13 protein-coding genes and 1 pseudogene are annotated in these 15,783 nt (G+C 62.2%); 11 read left to right on the forward strand and 3 right to left on the reverse strand.

The genetic code is table 11. The annotated features are described in order from the left end of the window. Positions 1-25 precede the first annotated feature (25 nt). The 11 genes from P6U23_RS17710 to P6U23_RS17760 all read left to right on the forward strand — a co-directional run bounded on the left by P6U23_RS17710 (position 26) and on the right by P6U23_RS17760 (position 12,265). Positions 26-919: a sugar phosphate isomerase/epimerase family protein gene (locus P6U23_RS17710; RefSeq protein WP_407180983.1), complete on the forward strand. Its 894-nt coding sequence runs from the start codon at positions 26-28 to the stop codon at positions 917-919. Beyond that, positions 916-2,331, forward strand: coding sequence for an FGGY-family carbohydrate kinase (locus P6U23_RS17715; RefSeq protein ID WP_407180984.1), 1,416 nt, complete (start codon positions 916-918; stop codon positions 2,329-2,331). The genes P6U23_RS17710 and P6U23_RS17715 overlap by 4 nt, the downstream gene beginning before the upstream one ends. Before the next feature lie 5 nt (positions 2,332-2,336). Then, entirely contained in the window at positions 2,337-3,851 is a 1,515-nt protein-coding gene (locus P6U23_RS17720; RefSeq protein ID WP_407180985.1) for a sugar ABC transporter ATP-binding protein, read from the forward strand. Then, a complete protein-coding gene (locus P6U23_RS17725) occupies positions 3,851-4,852 on the forward strand; it encodes an ABC transporter permease (RefSeq protein ID WP_407180986.1) in 1,002 nt (333 codons plus the stop codon). The genes P6U23_RS17720 and P6U23_RS17725 overlap by 1 nt, the downstream gene beginning before the upstream one ends. Positions 4,853-4,860: 8 nt before the next feature. Continuing rightward, the gene (locus P6U23_RS17730) at positions 4,861-5,805 is read left to right on the forward strand and encodes an ABC transporter permease (protein ID WP_407180987.1); all 945 of its coding nucleotides are present in this window, start codon (positions 4,861-4,863) and stop codon (positions 5,803-5,805) included. Between the two features lie 58 nt (positions 5,806-5,863). Continuing rightward, complete coding sequence (locus tag P6U23_RS17735; RefSeq protein ID WP_407180988.1) at positions 5,864-6,970, forward strand: substrate-binding domain-containing protein; 1,107 nt, start codon at positions 5,864-5,866, stop codon at positions 6,968-6,970. A 91-nt stretch (positions 6,971-7,061) separates the two neighbouring features. Further along, complete coding sequence (locus P6U23_RS17740; protein ID WP_407180989.1) at positions 7,062-8,123, forward strand: class II aldolase/adducin family protein; 1,062 nt, start codon at positions 7,062-7,064, stop codon at positions 8,121-8,123. After that, positions 8,123-9,397, forward strand: a complete 1,275-nt coding sequence (locus P6U23_RS17745) for an FGGY-family carbohydrate kinase (RefSeq protein WP_407180990.1) — start codon at positions 8,123-8,125, stop codon at positions 9,395-9,397. Before P6U23_RS17740 ends, P6U23_RS17745 begins: the two co-directional genes overlap by 1 nt. Then, a complete protein-coding gene (locus tag P6U23_RS17750) occupies positions 9,397-10,245 on the forward strand; it encodes a TIGR01459 family HAD-type hydrolase (protein WP_407180991.1) in 849 nt (282 codons plus the stop codon). The genes P6U23_RS17745 and P6U23_RS17750 overlap by 1 nt, the downstream gene beginning before the upstream one ends. Positions 10,246-10,263: 18 nt before the next feature. Continuing rightward, on the forward strand, positions 10,264-11,541 hold the full coding sequence (rhaI, locus tag P6U23_RS17755; protein ID WP_407180992.1) for an L-rhamnose catabolism isomerase: 1,278 nt from the start codon (positions 10,264-10,266) through the stop codon (positions 11,539-11,541). 37 nt (positions 11,542-11,578) lie between these two features. Beyond that, a complete protein-coding gene (locus P6U23_RS17760) occupies positions 11,579-12,265 on the forward strand; it encodes a class II aldolase/adducin family protein (protein WP_407180993.1) in 687 nt (228 codons plus the stop codon). Between the two features lie 6 nt (positions 12,266-12,271). On the opposite strand, the pseudogene P6U23_RS17765 reads toward P6U23_RS17760, so the two are convergent. From P6U23_RS17765 to P6U23_RS17775, 3 genes and pseudogenes are all read right to left on the reverse strand, one after another. Continuing rightward, positions 12,272-13,217: pseudogene (locus P6U23_RS17765) on the reverse strand (IS630 family transposase). A 359-nt stretch (positions 13,218-13,576) separates the two neighbouring features. Next, on the reverse strand, positions 13,577-14,839 hold the full coding sequence (oxlT, locus tag P6U23_RS17770; RefSeq protein ID WP_407181500.1) for an oxalate/formate MFS antiporter: 1,263 nt from the start codon (positions 14,837-14,839) through the stop codon (positions 13,577-13,579). Between the two features lie 157 nt (positions 14,840-14,996). Then, the gene (locus tag P6U23_RS17775) at positions 14,997-15,779 is read right to left on the reverse strand and encodes a fumarylacetoacetate hydrolase family protein (protein WP_407180994.1); all 783 of its coding nucleotides are present in this window, start codon (positions 15,777-15,779) and stop codon (positions 14,997-14,999) included. Between the last annotated feature and the right edge of the window lie 4 nt (positions 15,780-15,783).

The following is a 15,783-nucleotide window of genomic DNA, read 5'->3' on the forward strand; positions in this document are numbered from 1 at the left end:
TCTGATCTCAATGGGGAGCAGCGCCATGGCACATGTGGGCATCCATTCTTTTGTCTGGTCGGCCAGTTCGGATCGAGCTGCGTTGGACCGCACGCTGGAGAGCACCAAGGAGGCAGGTTTCGACCTGATCGAATTCTCATATCTCGATCCGGCCAGTGTCGACATCGATCGGCTCGCCAAGCAGATCGCCTCGCTCGAGCTCGGCGTCGCGACCAGCATCGGGCTGCCGGCGGACGGCGATATCTCCAGTGCCGACAAGGACCTTGTCGCGCGCGGCATTGGAATTCTCGATCGCATGGTCGCGCTGACGCGAGATATCGGCGGCAGGACGCTCGCCGGTATCCTGCAGACAAGTCATGGCCTGCAAACCGACATGCCTACGGCGGACGGATGGAATCGCAGCGCACATACGCTGGCGGAAGTCGCGGAGAGGGCCAAGCGCGCCGGCGTTTCGCTCAATGTGGAGGTTGTCAACCGCTTCGAATGTAACCTGCTTAATACCGCGGCCCAGGGCCTCGCCTACCTTGAGACCGCGGGCTCGGACAACATCTTCCTGCATCTTGACACCTTCCACATGAATATCGAGGAGGCCGACGTGGCGCTCGCGATACGGCATGCCGGAGACAAGATCGGTTATTTCCACATTGGCGAAAGCCATCGTGGCTATCTCGGCACCGGCAGCATCGACTGGCCGTCAGTGTTCGACGCGCTCATCGACATCCGCTATTCGAAAGACATCACCTTCGAATCCTTCTCCTCGGAAATCGTCGATCAGAACCTGTCGCGCAGGACGGCGATCTGGCGCAATCTCTGGTCTGACAACAGGGACCTTGCCAGGCATGCCCGGCGTTTCATCGACGTCGGCATGGAGACGGCACGCCGGAAGAGCGAGCTCGTCAAAGCGGAACACAGGCCGTGACCAAACCTGTATCGCAACACGGTCCGCTCGCTGTTTTCGATCTCGGGAAGACGAACTCCAAGCTGTTTGTCTTTGCGCCGGATGGCGCGGTTCTGGATGAGCGACGCGCCAAGCCGGTTTGGGGGTCATACAAGGGGAGGGCGGTGCTGGACGAGCAGCATTTCTTCCACTGGATGCGCCGCGAATTGACGGATGTGGTGTCCAAGCATGGGGTCACCGGGCTGATGGTCTCGGCTCATGGCTGCACCTTTGCACTTGTGCACGGGCAGGACAGGTTGCTGCATCCAATTCTCGATTACGAGCAGGAGATTCCAGACGCGGTTGCCGCAAAGATCGCTCCGATCCTGCCCGATTTCTCCGAAACCTACACGCCGCATTTGCCGTTGGGGTTTTGTATTGCGCGCCACATCTTCTGGCTTAAGGAGGAGGAGCCGCAGGCCTTCGCTGAGGCCGAGTCGATCCTGTGCTATCCGCAATACTGGATCTGGCGGTTCACAGGCCGGCATGTCTCCGAGTATTCCTATCTGGGCGCGCACAACCAGCTCTGGGCGCCGCTGAAGCGCGACTACAGCTCTCTCGTCGATCGTCTCGGATGGCGGTCCAAGTTCCCCGCGATCGTCCCCTCCGGCGCGATCGTTGGCCAGGCGACCGTGCGCCTCAATGACGGGTCCGAGACGACCATCGACGTGCACAATGGCGTCCATGACTCCAATTCGGCGCTCGCCTACTACCGCATGACCGGGCTCGAGCATTTTACGATTGTCTCGACCGGAACATGGGTCATCATCATCAATCTCGATTGTCCGCTGGGCGCGCTTGATGCGGAGCGCGACATGCTCTCCAATGTGACGGTCAACGGCGAGCCGGCGCCATCGTTGCGCTTCATGGGCGGCCGTGAATACGACCTGATCAGCGGCGGCTGGAGCAAGCCGATCGGCCAAGCCGCGGTTCAGGCGGTGATGGCGCGCGGCGTGTTCGCGTTGCCGTCATGGGCTGCCGGCGGTCCGTTCCCGGAGATCAAGGGCGAGATCGTCGGCGGCGAGGTTGTGGGCGAGGAGCGCGCCGCCGTTGCCGCGCTGTACGTCGTGATGATGACGGACTTGTCGCTCGACCTGATCCGCTCGACCAACAAGGTGGTGGTCGATGGCGGGTTGGCGAAAATCGGGCTCTACACGTCCATGCTGGCGCAGCTCCGCCCCGCGCAGACGGTCGTACGCAGCACCATGAGCGAGGGGTCCGCCACGGGCGCCGCTGCGCTCGCCTTCAAGGCGCGGGGCTCGTTCCCGTTCAAGGACGAGACCGTGCCTGTCGGCGCGAGCGGCATCGCCGGGCTCGAGGTCTACCGCGATCGGTGGCGTGATCTCGCGAGCGCGGCGCGGGCAAGAGCGCGCCGCGCGGCGGGACTGGAGTGAGCGGAATGCCTGACACGCCCGCCTTTGTGACCTTGAGCGGCATCTCCAAGGCCTTCGCCGGCGTGAAGGTGCTCAAGGACGTCGGTTTCGACGTGCGTCCGGGCGAGGTGCATGCGCTGCTTGGCGAGAACGGCGCGGGCAAGTCGACGCTGATCAAGATTCTGTCAGGCCTCTACACGCCAGATACCGGCACGATCGTCATTGATGGCGAGAGCGTGAAATTCGCTTCGCCCCGCGATGCCACGGCCGCGGGCATCGCGACCGTCTATCAGGAGCTGCTGCTCTTTCCCGAGCTTTCGGTCGCCGAGAACGTGTTTCTCGGCAACTACCCGCGCACGTCGATGGGCATCATCGATTGGGCTGAGGTGCGGTCGCGCACACGTGAACTGCTCGATTCGCTCGACACGCACGATCTCGATGTCGACGACAAGGTGCTGTCGCTTTCGGTCGCGCAGCGCCAGCGCGTGGAGATCGCCAAGGCGCTGTCGAAGAACGCGCGCGTGCTGATCATGGACGAGCCGACGGCCTCGCTGGTCGAGGCCGACGTGCGCCGGCTCATGGATATCCTACGCCAGTTGCGCGCCCGCGGTGTTGGCATCATCTATGTCAGTCATCGCATGTCCGAGATCTTTGCGCTGGCCGACCGTGTCACGGTGCTGCGCGACGGCGCCTTCGTGGCGACCAAAGATATCGGCGACGTCGACGAAGCCGGGCTCGTCTCCCTCATGGTCGGCCGCTCGATCGAGAGTCTGTTCCCCAAGCTCGATGTCCCGATCGGCGAAACGGTGCTGGAGGTGAAGAACCTCAATCACGGCCGGCATGTCCGCGACATATCCTTTGCCTTGCGCAAAGGTGAGATTCTTGGCGTGGCCGGTCTTGTCGGTTCAGGTCGAACGGAGTTGGCGCTGACGCTCTTCGGCATGACGCCGGCGACGTCAGGGGAGATTTTGCTCGACGGCAGGCCGGTGTCGATCAGATCGCCGTTGCAGGCGCGCGATCTCGGGATCGCCTATGTGCCCGAAGACCGTGGGCTGCAGGGATTGGTCAAGCCCATGGCGGTTCGCAAGAACGTGACCATGGCGACTCTCGAGAAGGTGTCGAGCGGCATCTTTCTTAAGGCGCGCGAAGAGGCCTCGCGCGCCGTCGCCGCAGTCAAACGCCTCGGCATTCGCTGCCGAAATATCGACCAGCCGGTGGGGCAGCTTTCCGGCGGCAACCAGCAGAAAGTCGTGATTGCCAAATGGCTGCAGACGAACCCGCGCATCCTCATTCTGGATGAGCCGACCCGCGGCGTCGACGTCGGGGCGAAGTCGGAGATCCACCTGGTCATGGGCGAGCTCGTGAAGCAGGGCGTGGCCATTCTGATGATCTCCAGCGAACTGCCCGAGGTGCTTGGCATGAGCGACCGGGTGCTGGTGATGAGCGACGGAAGGATCACGGATGTGCTCGACCGCGCCGAGGCGACGCCCGAGCGCGTCGGGGCCGCGATGACTGCACGAAGATCGGCGGAGGCTGCGTGATGGCCGTGACCGGGGTCGAGCTGTCGTCAACCCGTTCCCAGCGGTCTCGGCGCTCTGGCGTGCTAAAACGCCTGATGGCGGACTATGGACAGGAGGTCGTGGTGTTCGCTGCGATCATCACCCTCTTCGTCGTTGTCACGATGATCAACCCGCGCTTCATCAGCGCCAACAACCTGACCTCGATCTTCTCTGGAAACGCCTATATCGCGGTGGCTGCGATCGGCATGTCGATGGTCATCATCACCGGCAACATCGACGTTTCCGTGGGAGCACTGATCGGCGTGTTGGCGACGATTTCGGGCACGCTCGCGGTCGCAGGCTATCCGATCTGGATGGCGTGGTTCCTCCCCGTGCTGGTCGGTATGGCCATCAACGCGGTCATCGGCGTGCTCGTCGCCTACGCCAGGATCCCCTCGATCGTGGTAACACTCGGGGCATTGTCCATCCTGCGCGGCGGTCTCATCAGCGTCACTGGCGGGACTTGGATATCCAACCTGCCGCCTGATTTTCTGATCGCGCAGAAGAGGCTTCTTGGCGTTCCCGTGCCGCTGATAGCGATGGTGGTGCTGACGCTCGCTGCCGCGGCCTGGATGCGCTATTTCGCCTTCGGACGATCGCTCTATGCGCTCGGCGGGAACCCCGAGGCCGCGGTGGCCAGCGGCATCCCGGCCGAGCGGCGCACCGTGGCGGTTTTCATTATCCACGGCTTCTTCGCAGGGCTGGCGACGATCCTCTTCGCCACGCAGCTTCAGGTGATCCAGTCCACCGTGCCGCCGAATCTGGAGCTGACCATCATCACGGCTGCGGTCATCGGAGGCGCCTCGATCCTGGGAGGCAGCGGAACGGTCGTCGGCTCCACGCTGGCGGCGATCCTCTTCGCGGCGATCGGATCGGCGCTGATCTTCACAAATGTCTCGGCCTATTGGCTGCGCGCGGTCATCGGCCTGCTCATACTGGCGACTGTGCTCGCCGACATGCTGCGCCGCCAGCGCAGCACTTGAGAGGGGTGATGACGCTTCGATCCTTCATTCGCCACGAAACCCTGCTGGCACTGCTGCTGGCGCTGGTGCTGGTTGTCCTGTCGTTACAGTCTGACAAGTTCTTCACGGTGCAGAACCTGCTGAACCAGGGCCGGCTGATGACCGAGACAGGTCTGATCGCGATCGCCATGACATTTGTCATCGCGACGGGCGGCATCGACCTTTCGGTTGGCTCGATCCTCGGCCTTTCAGCGATCCTGACGGGCGTGTTCTGGCAGAACGTCGGCTTGCCTCTGTCCGTGACCGCCGCCGCAGCAATCGCGGTCGGCACCATCGCCGGCCTGGTCAACGGGATCATCATCACGCGCTTCAAGGTGCCGCCGCTGATCGCGACGCTGGCCACGCTGGCGCTCTATCGCGGCCTGGCTGAAGGCATCAGCCAGGCACGTTCGGTGCGCGGCTATCCGGAGTGGTTTTACGTGCTGGGGCAAGGAAATGTGTTGGGCGTGCCGACGCAGCTCTGGATCCTGCTCCTGGCCGCGGTCACGGCTTCCATCGTCCTTGCCTACACGCGCTATGGTCGAACCGTGTATGTCATCGGCTCCAACGAGGTTACGGCGCGGTTTTCCGGTCTTTCCGTCGAGGGGACCAAGCTCGCCCTCTACACCGCATCAGGTTTCGCCGCTGCGGTGGCAGCCGTGATTTTCGTCTCGCGTGTCTCGACAACCCGCTCTGACATGGGCACCGGCATCGAACTCGATGCCATCACGGCAGTCGTCCTTGGCGGCACGTCGATCTTCGGCGGGCGAGGTACCATTCTTGGTACGATTATCGGGCTCTGCCTGATCCAGGCGCTCAAGAATGGTCTGTCGCTCGCCGGCGTCAAAGGCGACGGCACGATCATGCTGATCGGTGCAGTCCTGATCCTGGCGATCCTGGCCAGCAACCTTTTCGAGAGAAGCGGCCCTCGATAGCTCGGAGAACGTCGTCGCTCATTGCCGCATGAAGTGACCGGACAACACTGGAGGAAAAATGAGTAGAACACTTCTGTCCGCGCTGCTGGCGCTATCGTTGTCGACCGGCCTTAGTCATGCCGCATCGGCCTGGACCGGCGGCGACGACCTGCCGACCAATCCGCTAGCTTGCGATGCGACACCGGCGAAGGCCGCGCCGAAGCCATATGACGGCGGCCAGCCGAGCAAAGCTCCCGACCGCAAGGGCAAGACGCTCAATGTCGTCGACGTGCCGAAGCTGGTCGGGATCGGATACTTCAACGCGACATCCAAGGGGATCGCGGACGCGGCCAAGGAAATGGGCACGATGAAGGCCAAGACCGACGGTCCGAGCAAGGCAAACATAGACGACCAGATCACGCTGATCGACAACTACATCACCAGCGGTGTCGACGGCATCCTTTTCGCTGCGAACGATCCGGTGGCGATCTCGCCCGTGCTTAAGAAGGCGCTGCAGGCGGGCATCAACGTCGTCGGCTATGACGCCAACTCCGAGCCGAGCGCACGTCAGTGGTTCGTCAATCAGGCTGAGTTCAATGGTATCGCCAAGACGATGGTGGACTCGATGGCCGCCGAGATCGGCGAGGAGGGGGCTTTCGCCATCGTGACCTCGACCTTCACCACGCCAAACCAGGCGCGCTGGATCGCCGAGATGGCCGCCTATCAGAAGAAATGCCATCCCAAGATGAAGTGGCTGGAAACGGTTGAGGCACAGGAAGACAACATTTTGTCCTTCAACCAGTCCAACACGCTCATCAACAAGTATGGCGACGAATTGAAAGGCATCTTCGGCATGACGTCCGTCGCGACGCCCGCTGCAGCCGACGCAGTGACGCAAGCCAAGAAGTGCGGTCAGGTCGCCGTCGTCGGCCTGGCGACCCCGAACGCGATGAAACCCTATGTTTCGTCCGGCTGCGTGAAGTCGGTGGTGCTGTGGAACCCGGTCGATCTCGGCTACGCCGCGGCCTATGTTCTGCGCGCCGTTGCCGACGGCACGCTACAGCCAGGCGCGACGTCGGTGAAGGCCGGCAAGCTGGGCGAGCTCAAGGTTATCAATGGTTCGGAAGTTCTGCTCGGTTCGCCGACCGTCTTCACCAAGGACAACATCAACAACTTCGATTTCTGATCGAAGCGGAGGAGACGCGACATGCGTCTCCTCCGCAAGCGTCGTACGACGGCCGCTGAAGCGGCGCCTTGCCATACCGATGACTCAATCCATGAAGCCTCCAGATTTGCACGCGGAACTCCAGGCCTTGCGCGACTTTTCCGCGCGCATCGGCGCCGACCTGCTGCTGACCCAGGCCGCCGGCGGCAATACCTCGCTCAAGGAAGGCGATACGCTCTGGATCAAGGCCTCGGGCACCTGGCTCGCGCATGCGCGGGAGCGGGACATCATGGTTCCGGTGCGGATGGCGCCACTGCTCGACGCCATTGCGAACGCGCTACCGGAGGCCGAACAGGCCCAGCTCTTCGTCCTCGCCGACCAAAATCCATCCGGCCTGCGTCCATCCATCGAGACCACGGTCCACGCCCTGATGCCGCACCGCGTTGTCGCGCATGTCCATTGCGTCGACACCATCGCCTTGGCTGTCCGCGAGGATGCGATGCCGATCCTGCAAGGCAGGCTGCGCGGATTGAACTGGGTCTATGTGCCGTATCGGCGGCCGGGACTACCTCTGGCGCTCGGTATCGCCGAACACCGTCGCGATCGCCCGGATGTCATCATCCTCGGCAATCACGGGCTGGTCATCGGGGCGGAGACGGTCGCCGACGCGGAGGCTCTGCTGGCGCACGTGAAGATGTTGCTGAAGCAGGATGCACGCCCGGCGCCCGCCGGTAATGAGGAGGCACTGTCGAAGCTGGCAGGCAACAACTACCGGCTTCCGGCAGATACCGCCGCACATGCCGTCGCGATGGATACGGGCAGCACAGCGATTGCGATCGGAGGAAGCCTTTATCCCGATCACGTTATATTTCTGGGCATGGGTTCCGTTGCCGCAAGGGCCGCTGAGACAGCGGATGACGTCGTCGCTCGTCTCGGGATGGCGCCAGTAGAGATTCTCTTTCCCGGCAAGGGCGTGCTGATGCGCCGGGATGCGACAAGCAGCGCGGATGCGATGGCGAGATGCCTTGCCGACGTCGCTGCACGCGTGCCCGAAGGTGCGCCTCTCCGCTATCTGACCAGCGAGGAGAATCTCGAGCTGACCGATTGGGATGCGGAAAAATATCGGCAGAGTGTCGACGCCATGGCGTCATCGGCGATCCGGGATGTCTCCTGATGTCCGCGGTTGTCATCGGCATCGACATCGGAACGTCGGGCGCGCGCGCTGTTGCCATGGATGCCACGAGCACGATTGTCGCCCAGTCGACGGCCCCCTTGTCCGACTTTGGCGATAATCATCTCGACCCGGACATCTGGTGGGCGGCTGCGGCGCGCAGCATTCGCGGCTGCATGGAGGCGATCGACGGCAGCGAGGTTCGCGCCATGGCCGTCGACGGCACGTCCGGCACGGTGCTTCCGGTCGACTCGACGGGCCGGCCGTTGGCTGCGCCGCTGATGTACAACGATAAGGTCGCGGATGCCGGCCTGCTGGCCCGCATCGCACCGTTGATGCCGCCCGAGAGCGCAGCGCATGGCCCCACATCCGGCTTGGCGAAGATGCTGGTTTTTCAGCTTGTGCCCGGCGTTGCCAAGCTCTTGCATCAGGCGGACTGGATTGCCGGAAGGTTGTCCGGTCGCTTCGATGTGACGGACGAAAACAATGCGCTGAAGTCCGGCTACGATCCGGTCGCTGGCCGCTGGCCGGGGTGGATTGCCGACACGGGGCTGAAGCCGGAATTTCTCCCCGAGGTGCTTGCGCCCGGCGCCGTGATCGGAAACATCCTGGGCGCGGTGGCCGACCAGTTCGGGCTGCCATCGGACGTTCGCATCATCGCCGGTACGACGGATGGCTGCGCGTCCTTCCTGGCAACAGGTGCAAGCGAGCCTGGCGACGGCGTCAGCGCGCTTGGCTCGTCACTCACCCTCAAGCTGCTCTCGAGCGCACCGATCTTCGCGCCGGAGTTTGGCATCTATAGCCACCATATCCTCGGCGTGTGGCTCGCGGGCGGAGCTTCCAACACGGGAGGCAAAGTGTTGGCGCATTTCTTCGATCCCGACAGTCTGCGGCGCTTGTCGGCAGCCATCGATCCATCTCGGCCGAGCGGCCTCGACTACTATCCTCTGCTGTCGCCCGGCGAGCGATTTCCGATCATGGATCCATCGCTGCCGCCACGTCTTGAGCCGCGTCCCGCACAAGAGAGCGAATTTCTCAAGGGCCTGCTCGAAGGCATCGCCGCGATCGAGCAGCTTGGTTATCAACGCCTCGAGGAGTTTGGCGCGCCAAAGCTCAAATCCGTGCGCAGCGTCGGCGGCGGCTCGGCCAATCCGCATTGGACAAGCATTCGTCGACGCCTGCTGGGCGTGCCATTTCTCGCCGCGGCGTCGGGAGAGGCCGCGGCCGGTGCGGCGCGGCTCGCGCTTGCGGGCGCACGCGAGGCCGGGATCCTCTGATGCACAACATCCGGACATCTCGGGGCATTCAGGACCTTGTCGACCTGTTCGACTGCTTCATCGTGGACCAATTCGGTGTGTTGCATGACGGCATGCGGCCCTATCCCGGCGCGGTTGACGCGCTCGTCATGCTGAAGCAGGCCGGCAAAACGATCCTGGTTCTGTCGAATTCTGGACGCCGGTCCGCCCCCAACGAGCAGCGGCTGCTGCGGCTCGGCTTCCAGATCGGAAGCTGGGATTATTTTCTATCCTCGGGAGAGATTGCCTGGCAACGGCTCGACACACTGCTGAGGGAGCGGGGCGGGGCGGAGCCGCTGAAATGCCTCCTCATGGCGCGTGGAGGCGATCGTTCCGCGGTGGAGGGATTGCCGCTGCAAATCGTGGATTCGGGGGCGGATGCCGACATCGTGCTCCTGTCGGGCAGCATGGGGGATCGTTTCGACATGGATCACTACCGCCGGCTGCTGGAACCAGCGGCTGCGCGCAAGGTGACGTGCATATGCACAAATCCCGACAAGATCATGCTGACGGAGGTCGGGCCGCGCTTCGGCGCGGGACGGATTGCCGAGGTCTATGCCGAGATGGGAGCTCCCGTGATTAGGATCGGCAAGCCATTTCCGGAGATCTATCAAATCGCCATGGAGATGCTCGGCCGCCCGCGCGCCATCCGTACGGCCTGTGTCGGCGATAGCATCGAGCATGACATCGCCGGCGGGCGAAGGGCCGGCCTGCCGACGGTGCTTGTCGGCACCGGCATTCTCGGCGCGCTGTCCCATGCGGAAAAGGCCGATCTGTTTCGACGGCATGGCGCGGCGCCGGACTATTTTCTCCCGGCATTCGTTTGGTGAAGTTGACCGGAGGCTGGCATGGACAATGTCATCGCTGCCGATATTGTTGCCGCAGGCAATGCGGAGCGTGAGAAGGCGCTGCGGACGGACTATGCGGCGCTCGGTGAGCAGCTCCAACGCCGCGCCATCGATATCGACGGCATTTTGAAGAAGGTCGAAGGCTTCGGCGTGGCCATCCCGTCCTGGGGCGTCGGAACGGGGGGAACGCGCTTTGCCCGTTTTCCGGGCCAAGGCGAGCCGCGCGATATCTTCGACAAGATCGAGGATTGCGCAGTCATTCAGCAATTGACCCGCGCCACGCCAAGGGTGTCGTTGCACATCCCCTGGGACAAGGCCGATCCGAAGCGCTTGAAGCAGGCGGCCTCCCGTCATGGCCTTGGCTTCGACGCGATGAACTCGAACACCTTCTCCGATACGAAGGATCAGAAGCATTCCTACAAGTTCGGATCGCTCTCCCATGCCGATCCCGGTACACGCCGGCAGGCGGTCGAGCACAATCTCGAATGTATCGAAATCGGCAAGACACTCGGCTCCAAGGCGCTGACCATCTGGATCGGGGACGGCTCGAATTTCCCCGGGCAGGTGAATTTCGCCAGAGCGTTCGAGCGCTATCTTGACTCGGTCAAGACCATCTACGCGGCGTTGCCCGGCGATTGGCGTCTCTTCACCGAGCACAAAATGTACGAACCGGCTTTTTATTCGACGGTCGTGCAAGATTGGGGGACGAACTACATCGTCGCGAAGGAGCTCGGCGACAAGGCCTACTGCCTCGTCGATCTCGGTCATCACGCGCCGAACGTCAACATCGAAATGATCGTTTCGCGCCTGGTTCAGTTCGGCAAGCTGGGTGGTTTCCATTTCAACGATTCGAAGTACGGCGACGACGACCTGGACGCAGGCTCGATCGATCCTTACCGGCTGTTCCTTGTCTTCAACGAGCTGGTCGATGCGGAACAGAAGAAAAAGGACTTCGATCCGGCGCATATGCTCGACCAGAGCCATAACGTCACGGACCCGATCGAGAGCCTGATGCTGTCGGCCATCGAGGTGCAGCGGGCCTACGCGCAAGCGCTCTTGGTCGACCGGCATGCCCTTGAAGCGTACCAAGAGACTAATGACGCGCTGATGGCGACGCAGACGTTGAAATCCGCTTACCGCACCGACGTCGAGCCGATCTTGGCAATGGCGCGCCTGAATAGCGGCGGTGCCATCGATCCCGTCGCCGCCTATCGCGCCAGCGGCTATCGCCGGAAGGTCGCCTCCGAGCGCCCCTCCGTTGCGGCCGGTGGCGTGTAGCATCGTCTAATCATCCGAGGTTGAGAAAAGAAAGTTCATGACGGACCAGAACGCATTGCGCCAAGAGATGGTGGACATCTGCCGCCGCATGAACGCGAGCGGCATCAATCAAGGCACGGCGGGCAATCTCTCCGTTCGCGCGGGCGAGGGGTTTCTCATTACGCCGTCCGGCCTGCCCTACGATACGATGACGCCGCAAGACATTGTCGAGATGGATTTCGACGGCACCTATGTCGGCCGCCGGCCTTCCTCCGAATGGCGCTTCCATCGCGATATTCTCAAGGTCCGCGATGACATCAACGTCGTTCTGCATTGCCATTCGATCTATGCGACGACACTGGCCTGCCATCACAAGACGATCCCAAGCTTTCACTACATGACTGGCGTCGCCGGCGGCACGACGATCCGCTGTGCAGACTATGCAACTTTCGGCACGCAGGCGCTGTCGGACAATGCGCTTGTCGCGCTGAAGGATCGACTGGCCTGCTTGCTCGGCCAACATGGCCAAATCTCGCTTGGCAAGACCCCAGAGGCGGCGCTGTGGCTGGCGATTGAGGTCGAAGCGCTGTCACGCATGTATGTCCACGCGCTCACACTTGGCGATCCGCCCATCCTGCCCGACGAGGAGATGGCGCGGGTCATCGAACAGATGCGTAGGATGAGCTACGGGCTCGCTCCGGACGCCGAAGGCACCAATGACGTGCCGCGTCCGCAGACGCGTTAGAGCGTTTCACGTTTTGATAGAAGCGTATCCGGCGTTTTCGAAGTAGTTGCTGCATTCGTTGGGCTGGATGGTTGTGACGAGGCTGCCGATATGGCGGCAAATCTCGTCGATGGTGCGCGTTTGGGCGGTGCGCATCCAATGCTTGATCTTGGCGAAGGTCTGTTCGATCGGATTGAGGTCCGGCGAGTATGGCGGCAGATACCAGAGCCTTGCGCCGGCGGCTTTGATCAAGCTGCGCAGGACAGCCGACTTGTGACTGCCGAGATTGTCCATGATGACGATGTCGCCGGGCTGAAGCTGCGGAACGAGAACCTGCTGGACATAGGCGCGGAAGCATTCGCCGTTGATTGGGCCGTCGAACAGGCACGGCGCGGTGAGGCGGTCGCAGCGCAAGGCGCCAAGGAATGTCAGCGTCCGCCAATGGCCATGTGGCGTGAAGCTCCGCACCCGCTCGCCTTTTGGCCCCCATCCGCGCAGTGGGGCCATGTTGGTCTTGATCCAGGTCTCGTCGATAAAGACCAGGCGTCGGGGATCGAGGTTGGCCTGCCATGAACGCCAGCGCTGGCGTCTACGCGCGACGTCTGAGCGAGCTCGCTCGAGGGCGAGCAGCGTTTTTTGAACCGCAGCCCTTCGCGACGCAGAAACAGCCAAACCGCATTGTGGGAAACCTTGATCCCGCGCGCCGCCAGTTCGTCCTTTAGGGCGTGAAGCGTCACATGCGGCGTCTGACTGATCCGTTCCTTGATGAAGGCGCGATGCGGCTCAAGGACGGGTTTGCGATGGCCCCCATCTTCCCGGGCGCTACCGAGCCGGTCGCGCGATAACGTTGCGACCACTTCACCACGGACGACACCGCAACGCCAAACCTCGCTGCGACCGAACGACAGCTCTCACCCTTCGCAACCGCCGCAACAACACGCTTACGCAGGTCATTGGAAATTGGTCGAACCATCGGATGCTGGCCTCCAGTCCCAGCCAGCATCTTGAATCACATTCGCCCCAAAACCGGAATCCCTTCCGATTCAATAAATCCGTGAACCGCTCTAGATTTTGCGGGACATGGGTCGGCCGGCGGTCGACGGCCCGCCGGGGCGGATGGTGGCACGTCTGACGTGAGAGAATGGTCGTCTCTGGTTGGTCTACGCTCTCGCATGTCGGCTGGAGATGGCTCGAAGCCCATCCCATGTGCCGCAGAAAATGAGGTCGCCCGGTGCGCTCGTGCGTCCGTCCATTCGGCATTCAATTGCCGCACTCCGACCAGATGTTGCAACGGTGAAATGCACCGCATAAAAATTTAGGCGAGGAACGGTCTCATGAGATCGAGCTGTTCATCAGACCCGGCTCGCCGTCAGCCGTTTTTGCGCGAAGGATTGCGGCACTTGTCGCGGCTTCGCTGCCGAAAATGAATGTGCGTCGCATCGGCTTGATCACGAACAGGGCCATGAGGGCCGCGGTGGCATTGAGCGCGACCGCAACCACGAACACCGCCTGCCAACCCAGATGGGAGGAGATGACGCTCGCCAGCGGCACGAGCAGCGAGGCGGTACCCTTCGCCGTGTACAGCATGCCGTTGTTCGTCGTTGCGTATTTGGCGCCGAACGTGTCGCCCGATGTTGCCGGGAACAGGCTGTAGATTTCGCCGAAAACACCGAAATAGACGGCCGTCGATAACACGAAGACAATCGGGATGTGGCCATAGACGGACAGCGTCAGCAACATCAGCGCTGCGGTCCCGAACGCGATGAACATTGTATGCTCACGGCCGATCGTGTCGGACACCCAGCCGAAGAACGGGCGGCCGAAGCCATCGAAGATGCGATCGAGCGAGATGGCGAAGGTCAGCGCGGCCATTTGAAAGCCGGCCAACGTAACTGGCGTATTGGCTATCTTGAAGTCATGGGCGATCGGCCCGATTTGAGCGGCCGCCATCAGCCCGCCCGAAGCCACCATGACGAACACGAGATACATGACCCAGAAAATGGGGGTGCGCAGCACCTGTGGCGGCGTGAAGTCGATTGCAGTCTGCGGCAGATTGAGCTGTTTCTTCTTGGCCGCCACGGCAAGCTCCGGCGGGCGGACGAACCAGGCGAGGAGAAGGACCGTGAGGCCTTGCCCGATTCCGAACGTAAGGAATGTGCTCTGGTAGCCGCTCGAGGCAATCATGTTCGCAATCGGAACGACCGTGAGGGCCGCACCTGCCCCAAACCCAGCGGCGGTCGCGCCCGCGGCCAGACCGCGCCTGTCCGGAAACCATTTCAGCGCATTGCCGACACAGGTGCCGTAAACCGCGCCGGCGCCGATGCCGGCAATGATCGCCCCTGCATAGAGGGTGACGAGAGAGGAGGCATAGGAGTTCAGCACCCAGGCCGATCCGATCATCACCCCGCCCACCATGATGACGATCCGAGGGCCGTATTTGTCCACGAACCAGGCTTCAATAGGCACAAGCCAGGTCTCGGTCATGACGAAAATCGTGAAGGCGAACTGGATGGCTGCCCGACCCCAATGAAATTTAGCGTCGATCGGATCAACGAACAGCGTCCAGCCGTATTGCAGGTTGGCGATCATCGCCATGCAGACGATGCCCAGAGCGAGTTGAAGCCAGCGAAAGCCGCCGGCCGACGGCGCCAATTTCGTGCTGAAGGTCAATGAATCCTCCCAAAGCAGAGGTTTGTTGTTCGATTTGCTGTTAATGTCGCTTCCCAGAGTCCAATGATTTTCCTGCCACCGCTCACTGGCGAAATTCGTTAGTCAGCTCGCCAATGCCATCGATCGCGACGGTGACCATATTGATGGCTTCCTTCATCACGCCGATGCCGATCGATGTTCCGCAGCAGATGAGATCGCCCGGGAGGAGCGTCATGTCGTGCGAGATCTTGCTGACCAGTTCTTGCGCGCTGAAAATCATGTCTGCGATCGCGTAATTCTGACGCTCCACACCGTTGAGGATGGTGCGTACCACCAGACTTGCGGGATCGAGGCCAGAGGCGATCACGGGACCAAAGGGACCATAGCCATCGAAGCCTTTGGCCCGTGCCCATTGGGCGAAGGTCGGATCGCGATTGAGGATATCGGCTGCAGTGATGTCGTTGGTGCAGGTGTAGCCGAAGATGAAGGCCTCCGCCTCCTCGGGAGCGACCGCGGTGCAGGTCCTGCCGATGACGATACCGAGTTCGCCTTCGTAGGTCGTCTTGCCCTCGTAGGTCGATGGGCGCCTGATGACGGCGCCGGGCGCGGTGACGCTGGTCGGTGCTTTCAAGAGATACAGTGGCTCGGGCGGCTCGGGCGATTTCAGCTTGGCCGCCAGTGCGTGGAAATTGTTCCAGAGCGCGACGATCTTGGTCGGCTGCGTCGGCGCGAGCAACTCGACATCGTGCAGCGCCAGCATCCGTCCACTCGGGCGCGCGTCGCTGAACATATCGCCGGTGTGCACGGAGATGCCCGACGAGGTGAGCTGTCCAAAGCCGGTCTCGGCCTGGTGGCGGAAGCGGACCCAGCGTGTAATCTCGGCCATCGTG

The sequence above is a fragment of the Bradyrhizobium sp. STM 3562 genome (assembly GCF_045571435.1).
Taxonomy (GTDB): Bacteria; Pseudomonadota; Alphaproteobacteria; order Rhizobiales; family Xanthobacteraceae; genus Bradyrhizobium.